Raw genomic sequence first — 20,110 nt, forward strand, 5'->3', positions numbered from 1 at the left:
AATAGATATTTTTCTCAACTCCTCCATTTAATCATTTTTCGGATAAGAGCGCAAGCGTCTTTTTAACGGCACTACTGGTTTTGTTTCATTTGTTTTTGGAGTGCTTGCGATTGCTTTAATAGCTCTTTGCCGATAGTGGTATCTTTCACCAATAGCCGCTGTAAGGGGCGATCGATGACTTGTTTGATGGAATGAATGTCTTGATTATTTAAAATGGCTGTTTCTTTACTAGAAAAAGATTTATGCGCGGTCAGTTGTAACCCAAACGAGTTGTACAACAATGTATAACCAGCAATTCCAGTAATTGTCTGATAAGATTTTGAAAAGCCGCCGTCAATTACGAGAAGCGTGCCATTTGCTTTGATTGGCGATTCGCCTTTTGTTCGTTTAACTGGTGTATGGCCATTAATGATATGTCGATTTTCACCAGTCACTTCAAATTCATCTAGGATTCTTTCACAAACTTCAACCGTATCACGCAAAGAGTAGTAAGGATTTTTTTCTTCATGGTGTGTTTCTTTTTCAGCGAGAAAATAACGCTCAAAGGTTTTCATAGCTCGTTTGCCAAATAATGAGGAGCCTTCGCCGCACCAAAGATACCATAAACAATCTGTCGCATAGTCATCTGTAATAGCAGGCTGAGCGTAAGCTTCTTCTAACATTTTCTGAAAGAAGTCAACTAAAGCTTTTCCTGAATAGGAGTGGCCTTTAAATGTATAAGCTTGAAAAGTACCGTCCGCATTCAGAGGCAGACAGCCATGGATCAATAAATTTTGATTATACACAAGGTAAAGAGAAGCTTTTTCCATTAGAAAGCGCATGTGTTTTGTTAACCGCGGCGAAGACTGAAATTGCGTTAATAAGTCATCAATTATCTGTTTTTCCTCACGTGTTAATTGGTAAGGCTGCTCTTCAGAAACGGTTTGAAAACAGCTGTTAATTAATGTATAACGACATTCGTCAAAAGTAATAGTTTCCCCTTGAATCTTATCTAAGCGTAGCCGATGTGCCAAGTTAAAATCAGGGCGTCGACCAATAATTTGCCCTTCTAGTTTTTCTTGAATAATGGCAATGGCTTGTTGCACACGCATCGCTACTTGTTTTTCATCTTCAGTTAACGCACGATAGGGATTTTTCTTGGGTGCAAAAGCAGGATTTTCTTTATACGTTTCTAAACTAAATTTTTTTAAGGCGGTTAAATCGATAGCATAACGTTCTTCTAACAAATCTAAATTTCCATAGCGAGCACAAATACGTACTACATTGGCTAAACAAGCCAGTGAACCACTATAAGCAGCCAGCCAAATCATATCGTGATTGCCTAGTTGAATATCCAAGGAGTGATAGGACATTAATCGGTCCATAATTTTATCTGGTGCTGGCCCCCGATCATAGATATCACCAATAACATGTAGGTGATCAATAATCAGACGTTGGATTAGATAAGCTAATTCTGTCACGAAACGTTTGGCTTCACCTAGTAAAATAATTTTTTCAATAATTTGTTGATAGTAACCGTTTTTGGTTGTTGTTTCATCATATTGATAAATCAATTCTTCGAGAATATACCCATAGGTTTCAGGAAGGGCTTTGCGAACTTTAGAACGTGTGTACTTCATCGAAGAAGAACGGACGATTTCAACCAGACGGCGAATCGTTAATAGCCACCATTCATAAGAGAGGGCGCTTTCATTTTCTAAAAGTGTTAATTTTTCTTCTGGATAGTAGATAATAAAACAAAGCTCGTCCATCTGATGAGCATTTAATTCTTGTTTAAATAAAAATTGAACTTTTTCTCTGATTCGCCCAGAACCATTTCTTAAAATATGGTCAAAAGCTTCAAATTCACCATGTAAATCACTGACAAAATGTTCTGTTCCTTTCGGTAAATTCAAAATTGCTTCCAAATTAATAATTTCTTCAATTTGTTGATCGCGGTTCAGTGTAGCCAAGTCATCTGCCTTCTTTCTTTTTCGTATATACCAATTTTTGTTTAAAAGATTAAAGTCTTGATAATAAAGGTTTTTTATTCGTATGCCAATTATTGTAGGCTATTTGGCGAAAAAAAGCAACAGGAGAAAGTCAGAGAAAAATGTGGAAAATTATAGGAAGCTACTGGGTTTTATGCTATGATTTTTAATAAAACAAAATGAAGGGGCGGGAAAACATGTTATTTGGTACAGCAAAAATGAATCGGGAAGATCATTTAGAAATCGGTGGTTGTGACACCGTAAAGTTGGCGCAAAAATTCGGGACGCCGTTATTTGTCTATGATGTCGCTCATATTCGCGCACAAGCACGTGGTTTTAAACAAACGTTAAATCAATTAGGTATCAAAAATAAAGTGGTTTATGCAAGTAAAGCATTTAGTTGTTTAGCTATTTATCAAGTGTTAAAGGAAGAAGATATTGCTTGTGATGTTGTCTCTGGTGGAGAACTATTCACAGCTTTAAAAGGGGGCATGGAGCCAGCGGAAATTGAATTCCATGGAAATAACAAAACCCCTGAAGAATTACGTTACGCCTTGGATAACAAAATAGGTACAATTGTCATTGATAATTTTTACGAAATTGACTTGTTGGAAGAATTATTAGCTACACGAAACCAAACACAAAAAGTTCTTTTTCGGGTGAGTCCTGGCGTGGATGCAGAAACACATGATTACATTTTGACAGGCCAAGAAGATTCAAAATTTGGTTTTGATGTTGCAAGTGGCCAGGCGACAGAAGCACTCGTTCGCCTTTTATCAAATCCCTCTTTTGATGTACAAGGGGTCCATTGCCATATTGGCTCGCAAATTTTTGCTGTGGAAGGCTTTTTAGCTGCTGTTGAAAAAATGTTCACTATTTTAGAAGACTGGCGGCAAGTCCATCAATTTACAGCACATGTTTTAAATATGGGTGGTGGTTTTGGTGTGCAGTACACGCAGCAAGATGAGCCATTAGCACCAGCAACATTTGTTGAAAAAATTGTTTATTCCTTGAAAGGTCATTGTGAACAATTAGGGTATCCACTGCCTGAGCTTTGGATTGAACCAGGCCGCAGTTTAATTGCCGAAGCGGGCACAACGATATATACAGTTGGCGCGCAAAAAGAGGTTCCTGGTGTTCGTCATTTTGTTTCCGTAGATGGTGGCATGGGTGATAATATACGGCCTGCTTTGTATCAAGCGGTTTATGATGGATTTCTAGCGAATCGTGAGGGGCATGACTCAGTCAAGAAAGTCACAGTGGTTGGTAAATATTGCGAATCAGGAGATGTCTTACTTCGAGATATTTTATTGCCAGAAGTTAAAGCAGGGGATTTATTGGCCATTAGTAGTACGGGGGCTTACGGTTATTCAATGGCAAGTAATTACAACCGAAATCCTCGACCAGCGGTGGTTTTTGTCGAAGATGGACAAGCAAAATTAGTTGCTCGCCGTGAGACATATGAAGATATGACAACGTTGGATTGTTGATAGATTAAAAGTAGCCGCCTCTTTTTGAGACGGCTGCTTTTTTTCAAAAAATAACAAAATGTAAGGGTGATTTCTTTCAGAAATGAAAAATCCATAGTATATTAAATGAAGAAGGAAATACTTTAGAAGAGGGTGTGATTTGCAGATGAAATGGCTCCTCGGGTTACTGATCATTTTTGCAATAATTGGCGTTGTTTTTTCTTTTTACATTGCCAATTATTTTTTGAAAATTGCGTTGCTTAAAGACAACCCTTGGTATCATAAAAAAGGGCATCGGTTATTAAATCCTGATAATTTTCAAGAACGGGAAACAAGATATACAAAAATAGAAGAACAACAAAAACAAGAAGGCGAAGCTTTTTGGACAGAGTCTTTTGCTGAAGATCGTTGGTTGAAAATTAAAGACGAAACATTGTATGCACGGTGCTTTATTCCTTATCCAGATAACCATCGTTGGGCGATTTGTGTGCATGGTTATCGTTCAAGCGGAAAACGCGATATGGCATATACTGCATTACGTTTTGCAGAAGAAGGCTACAATGTTTTAGTTCCCGATTTGCGTGCGCACGGGAAAAGTTCAGGGAATAAAATTGGGATGGGATGGCTGGATCGGTTAGATTTATTAAGTTGGATTAGTGAAGTTCTTGCCATTGATATGGAAGCAGAAATTATTTTAGTGGGCGGTTCCATGGGAGCGGCTACTGTCATGATGGCAAGTGGTGAAAAGTTACCAACGAATGTCCGCGGATTAATAGTGGATTGTGGCTACACTTCTGTTTATGATGAATTTAAATATGTCCTACATGAATCTTTTCATTTACCCGCTTTTCCTATTTTAACAATTGCTAATCAATTAGCATTAAATAACTATGGCTTTCAATTGAAAACCGCTTCTTCCGTGAGAAAATTACACAAAAATACGTTGCCCACATTCTTTATTCACGGTACAGGTGATCGCTTTGTTCCAATGATAATGTTTGAAGAAAATTTAGCGGCAACTCAGGGGATAAAAAAAGGTCTCATTGTGGCTAAAGCACCACATTTATCTTCAAGTGTCTACGAACCTGAAAATTATTACAGTAGTATTTTTGAGTTTTTGGAAGAAAACTGTCCTGCAGTAAAAACAACATCCGACTAAAAAAGACATGGATTTTCATGATTCCATGTCTTTTTTTGTCTGACTCGTTTAGCTAAATTTAAAGTGCTTAAAAAGAAAAATAATAAAGTTGGACTAGCAAACTATTAGCTAAACAAAAAACCACATAAAAAAACTAATCAGTCAGTTCTTTCAGGCGGTTTTTATCATTAATCAAAGTCTCGAAATAACTAGCGAATACCCAAAGCAATTCGTGCGTAACGGCTCATTTTATCCGTTGTCCAAGCAGGGTACCAGACTAATTTTACTTCGATATTATTCACTTCAGGAATATCTTTTAAAACACCATGGATTTGTTCTGTTAAAACATCTGCTAACGGACAACCCATTGTGGTTAAGGTCATTTTGATGACAGTATCACCAGTTTCTTCTGCAAATTCAACTTCATAAATTAGTCCTAAATTAACAATATCGATGCCTAATTCAGGGTCAATCACTGTTTCTAATGCAGTTAAAATATCTTCTTTAATTGCTTCAACTTCTTCGGTTGAGCGTTGTTGAGGTTGTTCACTCATTCGTCTTCTACTCCTTTGCAAGTTGCCTCTTTACTATCATACCTTTTTTAGGAATGTTTGTAAATGAGAAGTATCTCACATGTCCTGGAATTTACTGATTTATTAAAAAGCTCATAAAACTTGAGATTCATTTTATTTTAATCTAAATCTCATTATTTTGTTGACATTAGAAAATAATGAGTTTAGAATGATCGATAACAATCTAAATTTAATTTTTGGACATTTTTAAAAAACTGAATATTCAGTCAATTGGAAATATCAAAGGGAGGATTTTATGAAAATTAAGCAGGTACATGTTAGGGCATCGAAAATTAAACTGAAAGAAACATTTACGATCGCTTTGGGGACGATAGAATCAGCGGATAGTGCGATTGTAGAAATTGAAACAGAAGAGGGGCTCATTGGATATGGAGAAGGAGGGCCAGGCATTTTTATTACCGGTGAAACGTTGGCTGGCACGATTGAAACGATCGAATTATTTGGCCAAGCAATCATTGGCTTAAACCCCTTTAATATTGAGAAAATTCATGAAGTGATGGATAAAATATCTGCTTTCGCTCCAGCGGCAAAAGCAGCAATCGATATTGCTTGTTATGATTTGATGGGTCAGAAAGCTCAACTGCCTCTTTATCAATTGTTAGGCGGCTATGATAACCAAGTAATAACGGATATTACACTAGGTATTGATGAACCAAATGTGATGGCACAAAAAGCCGTCGAAAAAGTCAAACTAGGTTTTGATACATTAAAAATTAAAGTCGGAACAGGAATTGAAGCTGATATCGCAAGAGTAAAAGCGATTCGTGAAGCAGTTGGCTTTGATATCAAGCTCCGCTTAGATGCGAATCAGGCTTGGACACCCAAAGATGCAGTTAAAGCGATTCAAGAATTAGCAGATTATCAAATTGAATTAGTGGAACAGCCAGTTAAAAGGCGCGATTTAGAAGGTCTAAAATACGTTACCTCACAAGTCAATACGACAATTATGGCTGATGAAAGCTGTTTTGATGCTCAAGATGCGTTGGAATTAGTTAAAAAAGGCACAGTCGATGTTATCAATATAAAATTAATGAAGTGTGGCGGCATTCATGAAGCGCTGAAAATTAATCAGATTTGTGAAACAGCAGGCATCGAATGCATGATTGGTTGCATGGCGGAAGAAACAACCATTGGCATCACGGCTGCTGCCCATTTAGCTGCTGCTCAAAAGAATATCACACGAGCAGATTTAGATGCGACATTCGGTTTAGAAACTGCGCCCGTAACTGGGGGCGTATCCTTAGAAGCAAAACCATTATTGGAATTAGGAGAAGCAGCTGGATTAGGCATTTCTCATTAAAAAAGGAGTAAAGCAAATGAAGTATGATTTAAAGTATCTTAGTGTCCCTTTGCCTGAGGAAATTCAAAGGGTGAAAGAATTTGGCGATTTTGCAAGTGCGGATATTGCCATTGATTTTTGGTTGACAAAAGAACTTCCGCAGGCATTAAAAGAACGTTTGATAATTGAAAAAGATGTCATTAAAATGATGCGTATGAATGAGTATCCTCATAGCTTTGCAAAAGCTGATCAAATGATGAGAGATACTTTTCAGGATTATCAAACAGAGGAATTAATTCGTTTAAAAGAAACGGGATTAGTGGACTGGGTTTATATTGACGGTGAACCGTATTTCCAACTTCGATTTTTGGCCAATTTAATTAAAACAAATGCGGCATATGTTGCACGTTTGCGGGAAGCAGAAAGCAATCAATTAGAAATTCTCCGCAAAAAAGAACTAAAAGAGAACATCGAACAAATGCAAAAAAACGGTGGTAGAAAAGTGAGAACAACAATTAAAGCCACCATTCAGGTGAAAAAAGAATTTGAGCGTCCAGGTGAGCGTGTTCGTGTCCATTTGCCGCTGCCCAAAGCGTGTCAACAACAATCAGAAATTGAAATCCTAGCTACGTCACCTGAAGCAACCTATATAGCGGCAGAAGATGCGCCTCAACGAACACTGTGTTTTGAAACAATCTTAAAAGAAAATCAAACGTTTACAGTTGAATATTGTTATGTTAATCGGATGGTTTACCAACAGTTAGAAGAAAATAACGTAGACAAAATGCAACCAAGCTTTGATTTAGAGGAACAGTTACCGCATATTCGATTCACGCCTTATTTAAGAAATTTAGCAGATGAGATTGTAGGCGATGAAAGTAATCCCTTAAAAAAGGCACGCTTGATTTATGACTTTGTGACGACAAAGATTCATTATTCTTTCATGCGTGAATATTTTACAATTTCCAATATTTCAGAGTATGCTGCAACTAATTTAAAAGGTGACTGCGGCGTGCAAGCGATTTTGTTTATCACGCTTTGTCGGATTGCAGGGATACCAGCCAAATGGCAATCGGGATTATATGTTTCTACACATTATACAGGCTGTCATGATTGGACACAATTTTATATAGAACCGTACGGCTGGCTCTTTGCGGATTTATCTTTTGGCGGAGGTGCTTACCGAGACGGGGATAGACAGCGGTGGAATCATTATTTCGGCAATTTAGATGTTTTTAGAATGGTCGCAAATAGCGAGATCCAGACAGACTTTCAGCCGGCGAAAATGCAATTGCGTGCAGACCCAATTGACAACCAGCGGGGAGAATTTGAGTACGAAAATGAGGGCTTGCCCTACGCATGCTTGATAGTTTCGCAAGAACGGCTTTCCATGGAAGAGTTGCCGTTTGACTGACACATAGGGGGAATAGTATGAAAAAGTTAAAAATGATGGGGATTATGTTATTTGTTAGTACGGTCTTGGTAGGTTGTGGCACAACAGCAGAAACAAAAAGAGACGAGAAAGCAACTGAGAAAACCAGTGTCTCGAAAAAAGTTTTAAATTTAATGGAGAACTCGGAAATCGGTTCAATGGATTCTATTTTTACACAAGATGAAGCCAGTATTAACGCACAGTCCAATGTCTTTGAAGGGCTATATCAATTAGATGAGAAGGATCAACTGATACCTGCTGCCGCTAAAGAGATGCCTGAAATTTCTGAAGATGGCAAACGATATACCATTAAACTAAGAGAAGATGGCAAGTGGTCCAATGGTGATGCTGTAACAGCCAATGATTTCGTTTTTGCTTGGCGTAAATTAGCGAATCCCAAAAACCAAGCCAATTACTTTTTCTTGTTAGAAGGAACGATTCTGAACGGAACAGCTATTACAAAAGAGGAAAAAGCACCAGAGGAATTGGGTGTCAAAGCGCTTGATGATTATACTTTGGAGGTTACTTTGGAAAAGCCTGTACCATATTTTACGTCCTTATTGGCATTTTCTCCATTTTTCCCACAAAACGAAGCATTCGTGAAAGAAAAAGGACAAGCCTATGGCACTTCTAGTGAAATGATTGTATCTAATGGTCCGTTTTTAATGAAAAATTGGGATCAGTCAGCGATGTCGTGGGATTTTGTGCGTAATCCCGACTATTACGATAAAGAAAAAGTAAAATCAGAAACGATTCATTTTGAAGTTCTTAAAGAAACCAATACCGTTTATAATTTGTACGAATCAGGTGAATTAGATGTGGCTGTCTTAACAGGAGATTTTGCTAAACAAAATCGAGACAACCCAGACTATGAAGCAATCGAACGGTCAAAAGTCTATTCCTTACGTTTAAATCAAAAAAGAAACGAAAAACCATCCATTTTTGCAAATGAGAATGTCCGCAAAGCTTTAGCTTATGCTTTGGATAAAAAAAGTTTAGTCGATAATATTTTAGCAGATGGTTCAAAAGAAATTTATGGGTACATTCCAGAAAAATTTGTATATAACCCAGAAACGAATGAAGATTTTCGTCAAGAAGCAGGCGCCCTTGTCAAAACAGATGCCAAAAAAGCCAAAGAGTATTTAGATAAAGCAAAAGCAGAGTTAAACGGAGATGTAGCCATTGAACTTCTTTCAAGAGATGGTGATAGTGACCGAAAAGTTGCTGAATTTATCCAAGGCCAGTTACAAGAAACGTTGCCTGGTCTCACTATTAATGTCAAAACAGTTCCTTTAAATAATGCGATTGAATTAATGAGAAAAGGGGATTATGAATTGTCTGTTGGCATGTGGGGACCCGATTATCAGGATCCAATGACTTTCTTAGAAAGCTCAGTTAGTGGTAACCGTATGAACTATTCTAGCCCAACGTTTGATCAACTAATTGAAGAAGCAACAACTAAATACGCAAATGATCCTGAAACTCGTTGGCAAACATTAATTAAAGCTGAAAAAGTATTGGTGGAAGAAGATGCCGCTTTAATTCCTTTATACCAAGAGGCCCGTAGTCAGCTTGTACGACCAGGTGTCAAAGGCATTCAGTATCATAACTTCGGTGCAACGAGCACATATAAGTATGCCTATAAAGAATAAATTAGTGAACGAGCGTGGGACAAAAATCACTTTGGATTTTTGCTCCACGCTCAAAAACTGATAAACGGCGGGAACAGAAGCAACACTACGCGTTGCTCCGATCTCAACAACTTCTAAGGTGTTTTCTCGACATGCGTCTCGTCACAGTACAGCCTTCAAAAGAGCTACAGCTCTAAGAGTTGCGATGTTTCACTGTGAAGCATGAACAGATGAAATCATCGTACCTACTTGGTGAAGGTCCTTCGGAACTTACAAGGATAAAACTGTGACGAGCCTTTGGCGAGAAAACAATAAGCCGAAATTGACTTTCTCACACAAGTGTTCGGCGCATCTTAATCCTTCCAAGTGTTGAGAATCACGAAGAACGTAGTGATTCGATGATGAACAATACCTACTTCGCAGAGCTCCGATCTCATCAATCTCTAAGTGATAAATCACTAAGAATTGAAGGACTTGGTCTCCAAAAATTAAAGAGCACCGGGTCCTTCAATTCTAGCATGTTCCATGCGTAGAAATTGATGCGAACGAAACGGAGTGTAGTGTATCATGCAACATCAACTCGTTCCTCGTTGTGTTTTATGACAATTTTCGGAAATTCCTTCTTATTTGCTGAGAAACACTATTTGCAAAGCAAATAGATGTTGAACAGTACCTACTTGGTTCTCGGAGCTAAACGGTTCTGTCCCGACCTCTTCCCGATAAGAGCTTCTTTTTTGTTAATAGTCAACAATTAATAAAAAAATAATTGAAAAAGGTTGACAAAAATAATGATACTCGTTAGAATAAGCACTGTTAACAAATGAATAGCGTTTTCATGTGACTAGATAATACTAGGCATGGAAGAATTTCGTAATACAATGTGGTGTACAATGGTTACGCAACATGTTTAACGGGATTGTTCTATGCTTTTTTTGTTGTTTTCACTGAAAATGTTAGAATTACTTCTGCAGAAGAGGGTCATTTATGAAAATTAAAAAGGTGCTAAATCAAAATGCTGTACTTGTTCTTGACGAAGGACAGGAGAAAGTAGCTGTCGGTAAAGGCGTCGGGTTTAATAAGACTAAAAATGATGTCTTATCTCGACAATTGGTGGAGCGGATGTTTGTGATGGAGCCAGAAGGACTGAAAAAACTTCAAGTATTGCTATCACAAATTGAAGACAAATACTTTTTAGCGAGTGAAGAAATTATCCAACATGCTGAAACGGTATTGGGTGAAAAGTTGAATGAACATATTAATATTGGGTTGAGTGATCACATTGCTTTTGCAGCTGAAAATATTCAAAATAATATTATTGTTCGGAACAAGCTTTTAAGTGAAATTGAGATTTTATATAGTGAAGAATTTGCTATTGCTCAATGGGCTGTAGAATATTTAACACAAATCTTAGAGATTCCATTTAGTTATGATGAAGCGGGATATATTGCAATTCATATCCATAGTGCTCGCAGCGGGCGTACTGATAATAGTAAAAGTATCCGTGAAGTTACAATCGTTTCTGAAATTATTCATTTAATCGAGCAGGAATTGGCTATTGATATTCATGATGATAAAAATAGTCTCAGTTATTCACGTTTGGTGAATCATTTACGTTTGTTTATTCATCGCTTCCAACAAAATCAATATGCTGTTTTAGATGAAGAAATTTTGGAAGTCGTAAAGAAAAAGTATGCTGAAAGCTATGAAATCTCAAAAAAAGTACAAGTCTTATTAATGAGAAATTTTCATTATCAAGTACCAAATGAAGAACTTGGTTATTTATCGATTCACATTGAACGATTAAGAATGACCAAATAATAAAAATTAAATAGTTTATGTGAGGAGTTACGTATAATGAAAGCGTATATGCAAAGAATGGGACGTTCGTTAATGTTACCAGTTGCTGTATTACCGGCGGCTTCTTTATTAGTTGGTATTGCTAACTGGATCGTGGGAACAATCGGCGCTAGTCCAGCCACAACTTTTCTAATGAATGGTGGTTTGGCTATCTTAAACAACTTAGCATTATTATTTGCGGTTGGTTTAGCGTTAGGAATGTCAAAAGATAAAGATGGATCGGCAGCATTAGCTGGTTTAGTCGCTTATTTAGTGCCAAAAACTGTTTTAGCGCCTGCTTCTATCCAAGCCATTAAAGGCTTCAAGGATATTGCTGAAGTAAACCCAGCCTTCAACAGCATGGACAACAATGTCTTTGTCGGGATTGTCGCTGGTTTAGTTGCCGCGGCAATGTATAATCGTTTCTCTGGTGTGAAATTGCCAATGGCTTTATCATTCTTTAGTGGAAAACGTTTAGTTCCTATTATGTCAGCTATTTCGATGTTAGCAATCTCAGCTGTCTTATTCTTCTTCTGGCCAGTTGTTTATAACGGATTAGTTGCTTTTGGTAAAGGAATCTCTAGCTTAGGTTTCGTAGGAGCTGGCTTGTATGGTTTCTTTAACCGACTATTAATTCCAACAGGCTTACACCATGCCTTGAATTCTGTTTTCTGGTTTGATGTTGCTGGTATCAATGATATTGGGAACTTTTTAGCTGGTCAACAAGCGTTAGATACTGGTAAAGCAATTGTAGGACAAACAGGGATGTACCAAGCTGGTTTCTTCCCAGTAATGATGTTTGGTTTACCAGCAGGTGCGTTTGCTATTTATCAATGTGCACGTCCTGAGAAGAAAAAAGTTACAGCTTCATTAATGTTAGCTGCTGGTTTTGCGGCTTTCTTTACAGGCGTTACTGAACCTTTAGAATTCTCATTTATGTTCGTTGCTTGGCCTTTATATGTTTTACATGCAGTCTTTACAGGTATTTCTTTAGCATTCGCTGCGTTTATGCATTGGACAGCTGGCTTTGCCTTTAGTGCAGGTTTTGTAGACTTCTTCTTAAGTTTGAAAAACCCAGTCGCAAATCACCCAATGATGTTGGTGGTTCAAGGACTTGTCTTTGCAGCAATTTACTACTTCGGTTTCCGTTTTGCAATCACTAAGTTTAACTTAATGACACCAGGACGCGAAGAAGGCGATGGCGAAGAAACACCAGATGTTGCAGACGGAGACAACAAATTCGCTTCTCTAGCTCGTCGTATTTATGATGGTTTAGGCGCTGATGCCAATGTAACTTCTATTGATAACTGTACAACTCGTTTACGCTTAACAGTGAAAGATACAGGCAAAGTGGATCAAGCAAAAATTAAAGCAACTGGGGTTCCTGGTGTGAAAGTCATTGATGACACCAATATCCAAGTGATCGTTGGTACGGAAGTACAATTTGTTGCTGACGAAATGCAACGATTATATAACCACCAAGCGCCAGCAACACCAGTCAAAGAAACAACTGTTTCTCAACCAGTTGTTGAAGAAAAAGCACCAGTTTCAACAAAAGAAACTGAATTATATTCTGTAGCGAATGGTAAAGTTATTCCTATTTCTGAAGTACCAGATGATGTTTTCTCAGCAAAAATGATGGGTGACGGTTTTGCTGTCGTACCAACAGACGGCGAAGTTTCAACACCTGTTGCTGGTAAAATTACTAGCATTTTCCCAACAAAACATGCGTTAGGTATCCAAACAGATTCAGGCATTGAAGTATTATTACACATGGGTCTAGATACTGTTGAGTTACAAGGTGGACCATTTACATTACATGTTGAAGAAGGCCAAGTTGTAAAACAAGGCGATAAAATTGCAACCATTGATTTAGCCGCATTAGAACAAGCTGGCAAAAAATCAGATTTAATTGTTGTTTTCACAAATCAAGATATCGTTGCTCAATACGATTTACAAAAAGCAGGTCAAACGACTTCAATAAATGATGTAATCGGGAATGTTACCGTAAAATAAAAGTAAAAAAGGGCTAGCCGTAAGGCAGCCCTTTTTTTGATGAAATTCGATAAAATTACTTGTTATTCTATTCTAGGTGAAAACGTTCAATCTTGCGAAGTTACGGTTTGTTCACAAAAAAGTTACTTTTATTAAATAAAACTAAAGAAGTAACAAAAACTTCGCTTTTTTCAGTTATTTCAAGTAACATAGAACGTATCTTAAAAGAAAAAGTTTGGATGATTCGATGCGTAGAGTAAGAAAAATAATTTATAAAATCATGCTACTTTTTTTTGTTGGTTTAGTTGCTGGTCTTGGCTATCTTGGCTATAAAATACATCAAAATGTTGAAACGGTAATGACCTTTGAAAAACAAGTAGAAGCAGAAGTCAAAAAAAATAAAATACCTGAATACAAAACATTAGCTTTAGCGATTATCTATACAGAATCTAAAGGGAAATCTGGCGATATTATGCAGAGCAGTGAAAGTGTTTATGGACAACAAGAAGTGATTGAAACACCAGAGGAAAGTATCGCACATGGCGTCAAATTTCTCGCGGAAGCGTTAACGAAAGCAAAAGAAGCTGGCTGTGATGAATGGACAGGCGTACAAGCATATAATTATGGACTGGATTATATTCAGTTTGTTAAAGAACGCGGCGGGAAACACACGACAGAGTTAGCAGAAGAATATTCAAGAGAAGTCCTTTCACCGTTGCTAGGGAATGACCAAAATACGAAATATCGTTATTATCGTTGGCAAGCGTTAGTTTACAATGGTGGTTACCTTTATCAAAATGGTGGCAATATGTTCTATGCGGAAATTGTCAAAATGAATCGTTGGTTTATTGAAAAGTTAAATTAAAACGAGAAAAGTCTAAAGAATTCTTTCAACTTACAGGAATTTTTTAGGCTTTTCTTGCAGTTTCATGAAAATGCAAGTAAACTAGAAGGGATGTAACTGATTAATTGAAAAGGTAGGGAAAGAGCTGGATGTTGAATAAAGTCGACCTGAAAAAAGGGTTAAGTACAGAAGAAGTTGCCAAGCAGAAAGAGTTAGGCCTTCAAAATAATTATGAGGAAAATGTAGCAAAATCTACAAAAGATATTATTTTTGATAACGTCATGACGTTATTCAACTTTTTAAACTTTGCAATCGCTGTTTGTTTACTATTTGTCGGAGCGTATTCCAATCTGGCTTTCTTAGCGATTATTATTGTGAACATGTCAATCGGGATTTTCCAAGAAATTCATGCCCGTAATTTAGTTCAAAAATTATCTATTGTGGCAAAAGAAAATGTTCATGTTGTTCGAAATGGCGTACAACAAGAAATTGATACAAAAGAACTAGTTATGGAAGATATTGTTATTATCTCTGCAGGGGAACAAGTTCCTTCTGATATGGAAGTTATTGATGGTAAAGTCGAAGCGAATGAAGCGTTGTTAACAGGTGAATCAGATTTAATTGAAAAGGAAATCGGCGATACCTTGCTTTCTGGAAGTTTCATTGTTAGCGGACAAGCCTATGCCCGTGTTATCCACGTTGGTGCCGAAAACTATGCTGTGAAAATCACCCAAGAAGCCAAAGTGCATAAACCAATTCAATCAGAGTTAGTTAATTCGATTCGTAAAGTCTCTAAATTTACAAGTTGGGTGATTATTCCTCTAGGGATTATTTTATTTGTTGAAGCTTTTTGGTTAAGAGATGCTGGTATCAAAACATCTGTTGTTGCTTCTGCAGCAGCTTTGTTAGGGATGTTACCAAAAGGATTAGTACTATTAATTAGTATTGCGCTGACAACAGGTGTCATTAAGTTAGCCAAAAAACGTATTCTAGTACAAGATATGTACTCAATTGAAACATTGGCCCATGTGGACACTTTGTGTTTAGATAAAACTGGAACGATTACAGAAGGTAAAATGAAAGTGCAAAAGGCGATTATCTTGCATGACAAATATGAAGAACTTTTCCCGCAGATTATCGGAAGCTACCTATCTGAAAGTACGGATAATAATATTACAATGCAAGCAATTCGTGATCATTATGAAGTATCCAATCGATTTGGCGCAAAAGAAGTCTTGGCTTTTTCTTCTGAACGAAAATGGGGGGCTATTGAATTTCCAGAAATTGGGACAGTTTATTTAGGGGCTCCTGAGCGTTTGGTAGACGATAGTCGGTTGCCAGAAGCTGTTTTTACAGCACAAGAGAATGGGTATCGCGTCTTGATGTTAGCTATTGCGGAGCAACAACCGTTAAACGAAACCAAAATGCCTTATTTAGAGCCGTTAGCAATTCTAGAAATTGATGATCCAATTCGCCAAAATGCCAAAGAAACACTGGCTTATCTAAAAGAAGAAGGAATCGACTTAAAAGTAATTTCTGGTGATAATCCGGTAACTGTTTCAAATATTGCTCGTCGTGCTGGGCTACCCGGTTATGAGTCTTATATTGATTTGTCGACCAAAACGACAGAAGCAGAAGTGCGTGAAGCAGTTCAGCAATACACAGTGTTCGGACGTGTATCGCCTCAGCAAAAACGAACCATTGTGCGTGAGTTGAAAGACACAGAGCATGTGGTGGCTATGACCGGCGATGGCGTTAACGATGTTTTAGCGTTACGAGAAGCGGATTGTAGTATCGCCATGGCAGAAGGAGATGGCGCTACTCGGCAAATTTCTAATCTAGTTTTGCTAGATTCTGATTTTACAACGTTACCAGATGTCTTGTTTGAAGGACGACGTGTGGTAAATAATGTAACCCGAGTTTCCAGCGTTTTCTTCATTAAAACGATTTATTCGTTTATTCTCTCAATCATTTGTGCCTTAACGGCCATTGCGTTCCCGTTCATTCCGATTCAAGTGACCTTGATTGATTTAGCAATTGAAGGGTATCCAGCCTTCTTCTTATCTTTCGAAGGGGACAAACGAAAAGTTGTCGGGAAGTTTTTACCAACGGCTTTGAAAAATGCGTCTGTTAATGCGCTTTTAGTTGTAGCGAATATCATTGCTGTTTATCTGATTGGACAAAATCAAGGATTTTCTTCTTTAGACACCACGACGTTAATGTATTATTTATTAGTTGGAATTAGCTGTATGGCTGTTGTTCGAGCATGTCTGCCTTTAAATCCATTACGCATTTTCTTGGTTTTCAGTACCATTATTGGTATTTATGTAGCAGCTATGTTATTCCACAACATTTTAGAAATTGGTTTCTTAACTTCGCAAACAATGGGTCTCTTCTTTATTATGATGGCCATTAATATTGTGGTGCGTGTAGCAATTGGTTTCGTACAAATGAAACGTGCTGGAAAAACAATTAAAGATTTATAAAAAACAGAGGTTGAGCTAAAAGTATTCGTCTCCAGAAATGCAGTTCTTCTTTAAATCTTGAAGGAAGTCGGAGCAAGCTTGATGTTTAACTGATTATTTTAAGAGTTAGTGTCTGGGGCAGGAGTCAGGATGACTTTTGTCCTAGATACTTTCTTTTTTTGTTGAGTTGAAACAAGATACTTGAAAAACAGAGATTATGTGATACAATAAATCATGTGTAAATGTGTCCATTGGAATTCGCACTGAAATGACAGTGCGTTTTTTAAACGGTCAATCACATGAGTTAGCACAATGCTATTCTTAGGAGGTGAGGACAATGGCACAACGCATTCCTCAGGAAGTCATTGAGGAAGTTCGTCACCGAACGAATATAGTAGATATTATTGGGCAGTATGTCCAGTTAAAAAAATCCGGTAAAAATTATATGGGTTTATGTCCGTTTCACGAAGAACGTTCCCCTTCATTTTCAGTAGCAGAAGACAAACAAATTTTTCACTGTTTTGGCTGCGGGAAAGGTGGAACTGTTTTTAATTTCTTGCAAGAAATTGAAGGCATTAGTTTTCCAGAATCCGTGAAACGTGTTGCAGATTTGGAACATTTATCTGTGGACTTTGATTGGTCAGAGCCGCGTGAAGTAGCGGATACCCCAGAAAACCAACAAAGACGGAGTTTGTTACAACTGCATAGTAAAGCCGCAGAACTTTACCATCATATTTTAGTGAATACTAAAATTGGCGAACCCGCATTAAACTATTTATTAGAGCGAGGGTTAACACAAGAACTAATTGAGACCTTTCAAATTGGATTTGCGCCGCAAAAACGTGATTTCTTAAGTCAAGTTTTTAAAAATGAACAACTGGATGAAGCGCTTTTTGAGCCTTCGGGGCTGTTTGTCCAAAGAGATAACGGTACGTTTTTGGATCGTTTCTATCAACGAATCATGTTTCCAATTAATGATCCCCAAGGCAATGTCATCGCCTTTTCTGGTCGCTTGTTAAAAACAGCTGATTTTCCAGGGGATGAGATGCCTAAATACTTGAATAGTCCTGAAACAACACTTTTTAATAAGCGAGAAACGCTGTTTAACTTTGATAAAGCCAGAAAAGAAATTCGTAAAGAAAATACAGTCTTGCTTTTTGAAGGATTCATGGATGTTATCGCTGCTTGGCAATCAGGCGTAAAAAGCGGGGTGGCTTCAATGGGGACTAGTTTGACCAATGAACAAATTCGGCGTTTGGAACGGGTCGCTAAGGAAGTAGTTATTTGTTACGATGGCGATAATGCCGGTGTTCAAGCCACAAACCGTGCGATTCAATTATTGCAAGAAAACAGTCATTTTGACTTGAGTATTGTCAGCATCCCTGAAAAGCTGGATCCTGATGAATATGTGCGGAAATATGGCGCAGAAGCTTTTCAAAATTTAGCCAATCATGGCCGAGAAACAGTTTTTAGTTTTAAAATGAATTATCATCGGTTAACTAGAAACATGAATAACGAAAAAGAACAATTGGATTATGTGAACGAATTGTTACGGGAGTTAACCAATGTTCAATCTCCCTTGGAACGTGATCGTTATTTAAACCAAATTGCTCAGGAATTTCAACTTTCTGTTCATAGTTTAGAAGAACAATTCAATCAATTGAAGCAAGAGCAACGTTCAGTCCAACGGCAAGAAAGGCAACAATTTTATCAAGATGAAATGATGCCACCACCAATGGAAGAACCTGTTTTTGAAGAGAATCACGTCCAGAACAAGTTACCGTTAACCCAAGTTCAAAAAGCAGAACGTTCTTTATTATTTCGTTTAATGAATGAACAAGGAGTACGGCAAACCATTCAACAATTGCCAGATTTTTCATTCGCTCATGATGAATACCAAGAATTATATTTCTTGCTAGAAAGTTATGCGACACTGCATCAAAGTTTCGACATTGCCGATTTTATTAATTTCTTGCAAGATAATCAAACCAAACAATTAGCAATTGAAATTGCGTATCAGAATTTATCGGAAGAAAGCTCTGAGCGAGAAGTTGCCGATTTATTACATGTAATTGCCTTATCAAGTATTGCAGAGGCAATTGAGCAGAAAAAGATTCAACAGCAAGAAGCAAAACGAGTGGGCAACCAACAGCTTGAAGCCGAATTAACAATGGAGATTATCCAATTGGCTCGACAGCTTAAAGCTCAACGAACATTTACTTAAGCAATATAATGAATAGAACTAAGCGTTTTGTTCATTTTATTTTGATAAGTCCCAGTGATTTATCAGTTATTTCAAGCGTGAACCGAAAAATGAAGGGGGCCTTCTTTCATGGAAAAAGAAACAAGTAAAAAATATGAAGCTGCAGTGGCAGCATTTATCAAAGAAAACAAGCCTAAAGGAACAGTGGTTTATGATGATTTAGCGAATCAATTAGCCACACCGTATACTTTGGATGCAGAAGCTATGGAAAAATTGATCCAAAAAGTTGAAGATGCTGGTATCAGCGTAGTCGATGAAAATGGAGACCCAAGTGAACATAGCTTGAAAAAAGATGAAAAAGAAGCGGAAAAGGCCCAAGCAGAAGACTTATCTGCGCCAACAGGTGTTAAAATTAATGATCCCGTGCGTATGTACCTAAAAGAAATTGGGCGCGTTCAATTATTAACTGCCGCAGAAGAAGTTGAATTGGCACTTAAAATTGAAGAAGGCGATCAAGAAGCAAAACAACGTTTAGCAGAAGCCAACTTACGTTTGGTTGTTTCAATTGCCAAACGATATGTAGGTCGTGGTATGCAATTCTTGGATTTAATTCAAGAAGGTAATATGGGCTTAATGAAAGCTGTTGAAAAATTTGACTACCGTAAAGGGTTCAAATTCTCTACGTATGCTACTTGGTGGATTCGTCAAGCGATTACGCGGGCAATTGCGGATCAAGCTAGAACGATTCGAATTCCTGTTCACATGGTTGAGACAATCAATAAATTGATTCGGATTCAACGCCAACTATTGCAAGATTTAGGTAGAGAACCAACGCCAGAAGAAATTGGTGCGGAAATGGATTTACCAACAGAAAAAGTTCGTGAAATCCTAAAAATCGCACAAGAGCCAGTCTCTTTAGAAACACCAATTGGTGAAGAAGATGATTCACATTTAGGTGATTTCATTGAAGACCAAGATGCTACAAGTCCTGCTGAACATGCAGCTTACGAATTGTTAAAAGAACAACTAGAAGATGTTCTGGATACTTTAACAGACCGTGAAGAAAATGTTTTACGTTTACGTTTTGGTTTAGATGATGGTCGGACACGTACGCTAGAAGAAGTCGGAAAAGTTTTCGGTGTCACTCGCGAACGTATTCGTCAAATTGAAGCAAAAGCGTTAAGAAAACTAAGACATCCTTCTCGTTCAAAACAATTAAAAGACTTTTTAGAATAAACATACCGTTTAGCGGCTC

Annotated in this window: 13 protein-coding genes; 11 read left to right on the forward strand and 2 right to left on the reverse strand. The window is 37.6% G+C overall.

The genetic code is table 11. The annotated features are described in order from the left end of the window. Window positions 1–71 precede the first annotated feature (71 nt). Complete coding sequence (locus IGL07_RS06755; protein WP_010817263.1) at window positions 72–1,952, reverse strand: fructose-bisphosphatase class III; 1,881 nt, start codon at window positions 1,950–1,952, stop codon at window positions 72–74. 197 nt (window positions 1,953–2,149) lie between these two features. Between IGL07_RS06755 and lysA the strand changes: the two genes are divergently transcribed. Beyond that, the gene (gene lysA, locus IGL07_RS06760; protein ID WP_025189524.1) at window positions 2,150–3,460 is read left to right on the forward strand and encodes a diaminopimelate decarboxylase; all 1,311 of its coding nucleotides are present in this window, start codon (window positions 2,150–2,152) and stop codon (window positions 3,458–3,460) included. 145 nt (window positions 3,461–3,605) lie between these two features. Beyond that, the gene (locus IGL07_RS06765; protein WP_025189525.1) at window positions 3,606–4,598 is read left to right on the forward strand and encodes an alpha/beta hydrolase; all 993 of its coding nucleotides are present in this window, start codon (window positions 3,606–3,608) and stop codon (window positions 4,596–4,598) included. A 188-nt stretch (window positions 4,599–4,786) separates the two neighbouring features. Here IGL07_RS06765 and IGL07_RS06770 read toward each other — a convergent pair whose 3' ends face one another. After that, complete coding sequence (locus tag IGL07_RS06770) at window positions 4,787–5,131, reverse strand: metal-sulfur cluster assembly factor (protein ID WP_002357660.1); 345 nt, start codon at window positions 5,129–5,131, stop codon at window positions 4,787–4,789. A 274-nt stretch (window positions 5,132–5,405) separates the two neighbouring features. Here IGL07_RS06770 and IGL07_RS06775 point away from each other — a divergent pair, with 274 nt between their 5' ends. The 9 genes from IGL07_RS06775 to rpoD all read left to right on the forward strand — a co-directional run bounded on the left by IGL07_RS06775 (window position 5,406) and on the right by rpoD (window position 20,091). Next, window positions 5,406–6,470 carry a dipeptide epimerase gene (locus tag IGL07_RS06775; protein WP_010817266.1) on the forward strand — a complete coding sequence of 355 codons (1,065 nt, stop codon included), beginning with the start codon at window positions 5,406–5,408 and terminating at the stop codon, window positions 6,468–6,470. Window positions 6,471–6,486: 16 nt separating this feature from the next. Then, window positions 6,487–7,863 carry a transglutaminase-like domain-containing protein gene (locus IGL07_RS06780; protein WP_010817267.1) on the forward strand — a complete coding sequence of 459 codons (1,377 nt, stop codon included), beginning with the start codon at window positions 6,487–6,489 and terminating at the stop codon, window positions 7,861–7,863. 17 nt (window positions 7,864–7,880) lie between these two features. Next, window positions 7,881–9,533, forward strand: a complete 1,653-nt coding sequence (locus IGL07_RS06785) for a peptide ABC transporter substrate-binding protein (protein ID WP_002398278.1) — start codon at window positions 7,881–7,883, stop codon at window positions 9,531–9,533. 963 nt (window positions 9,534–10,496) lie between these two features. Then, window positions 10,497–11,330: a PRD domain-containing protein gene (locus IGL07_RS06790; protein ID WP_010817268.1), complete on the forward strand. Its 834-nt coding sequence runs from the start codon at window positions 10,497–10,499 to the stop codon at window positions 11,328–11,330. A gap of 36 nt (window positions 11,331–11,366) precedes the next feature. After that, entirely contained in the window at window positions 11,367–13,364 is a 1,998-nt protein-coding gene (gene nagE, locus IGL07_RS06795) for an N-acetylglucosamine-specific PTS transporter subunit IIBC (protein ID WP_010817269.1), read from the forward strand. A 226-nt stretch (window positions 13,365–13,590) separates the two neighbouring features. Then, complete coding sequence (locus tag IGL07_RS06800; RefSeq protein WP_010817270.1) at window positions 13,591–14,208, forward strand: lysozyme family protein; 618 nt, start codon at window positions 13,591–13,593, stop codon at window positions 14,206–14,208. Window positions 14,209–14,336: 128 nt separating this feature from the next. Then, window positions 14,337–16,673 (forward strand): cation-translocating P-type ATPase, encoded by a 2,337-nt coding sequence (locus tag IGL07_RS06805; protein WP_002366662.1) that lies wholly within the window; start codon window positions 14,337–14,339, stop codon window positions 16,671–16,673. A 316-nt stretch (window positions 16,674–16,989) separates the two neighbouring features. Next, window positions 16,990–18,876, forward strand: coding sequence for a DNA primase (gene dnaG / locus IGL07_RS06810; protein ID WP_010712442.1), 1,887 nt, complete (start codon window positions 16,990–16,992; stop codon window positions 18,874–18,876). Between the two features lie 108 nt (window positions 18,877–18,984). Continuing rightward, window positions 18,985–20,091 carry an RNA polymerase sigma factor RpoD gene (rpoD, locus tag IGL07_RS06815; RefSeq protein WP_002360364.1) on the forward strand — a complete coding sequence of 369 codons (1,107 nt, stop codon included), beginning with the start codon at window positions 18,985–18,987 and terminating at the stop codon, window positions 20,089–20,091. The last annotated feature ends 19 nt before the right edge of the window (window positions 20,092–20,110 follow it).

Origin of the sequence: Enterococcus sp. DIV1368f (assembly GCF_051712245.1) — a bacterium.
GTDB lineage: Bacteria > Bacillota > Bacilli > Lactobacillales > Enterococcaceae > Enterococcus > Enterococcus faecalis.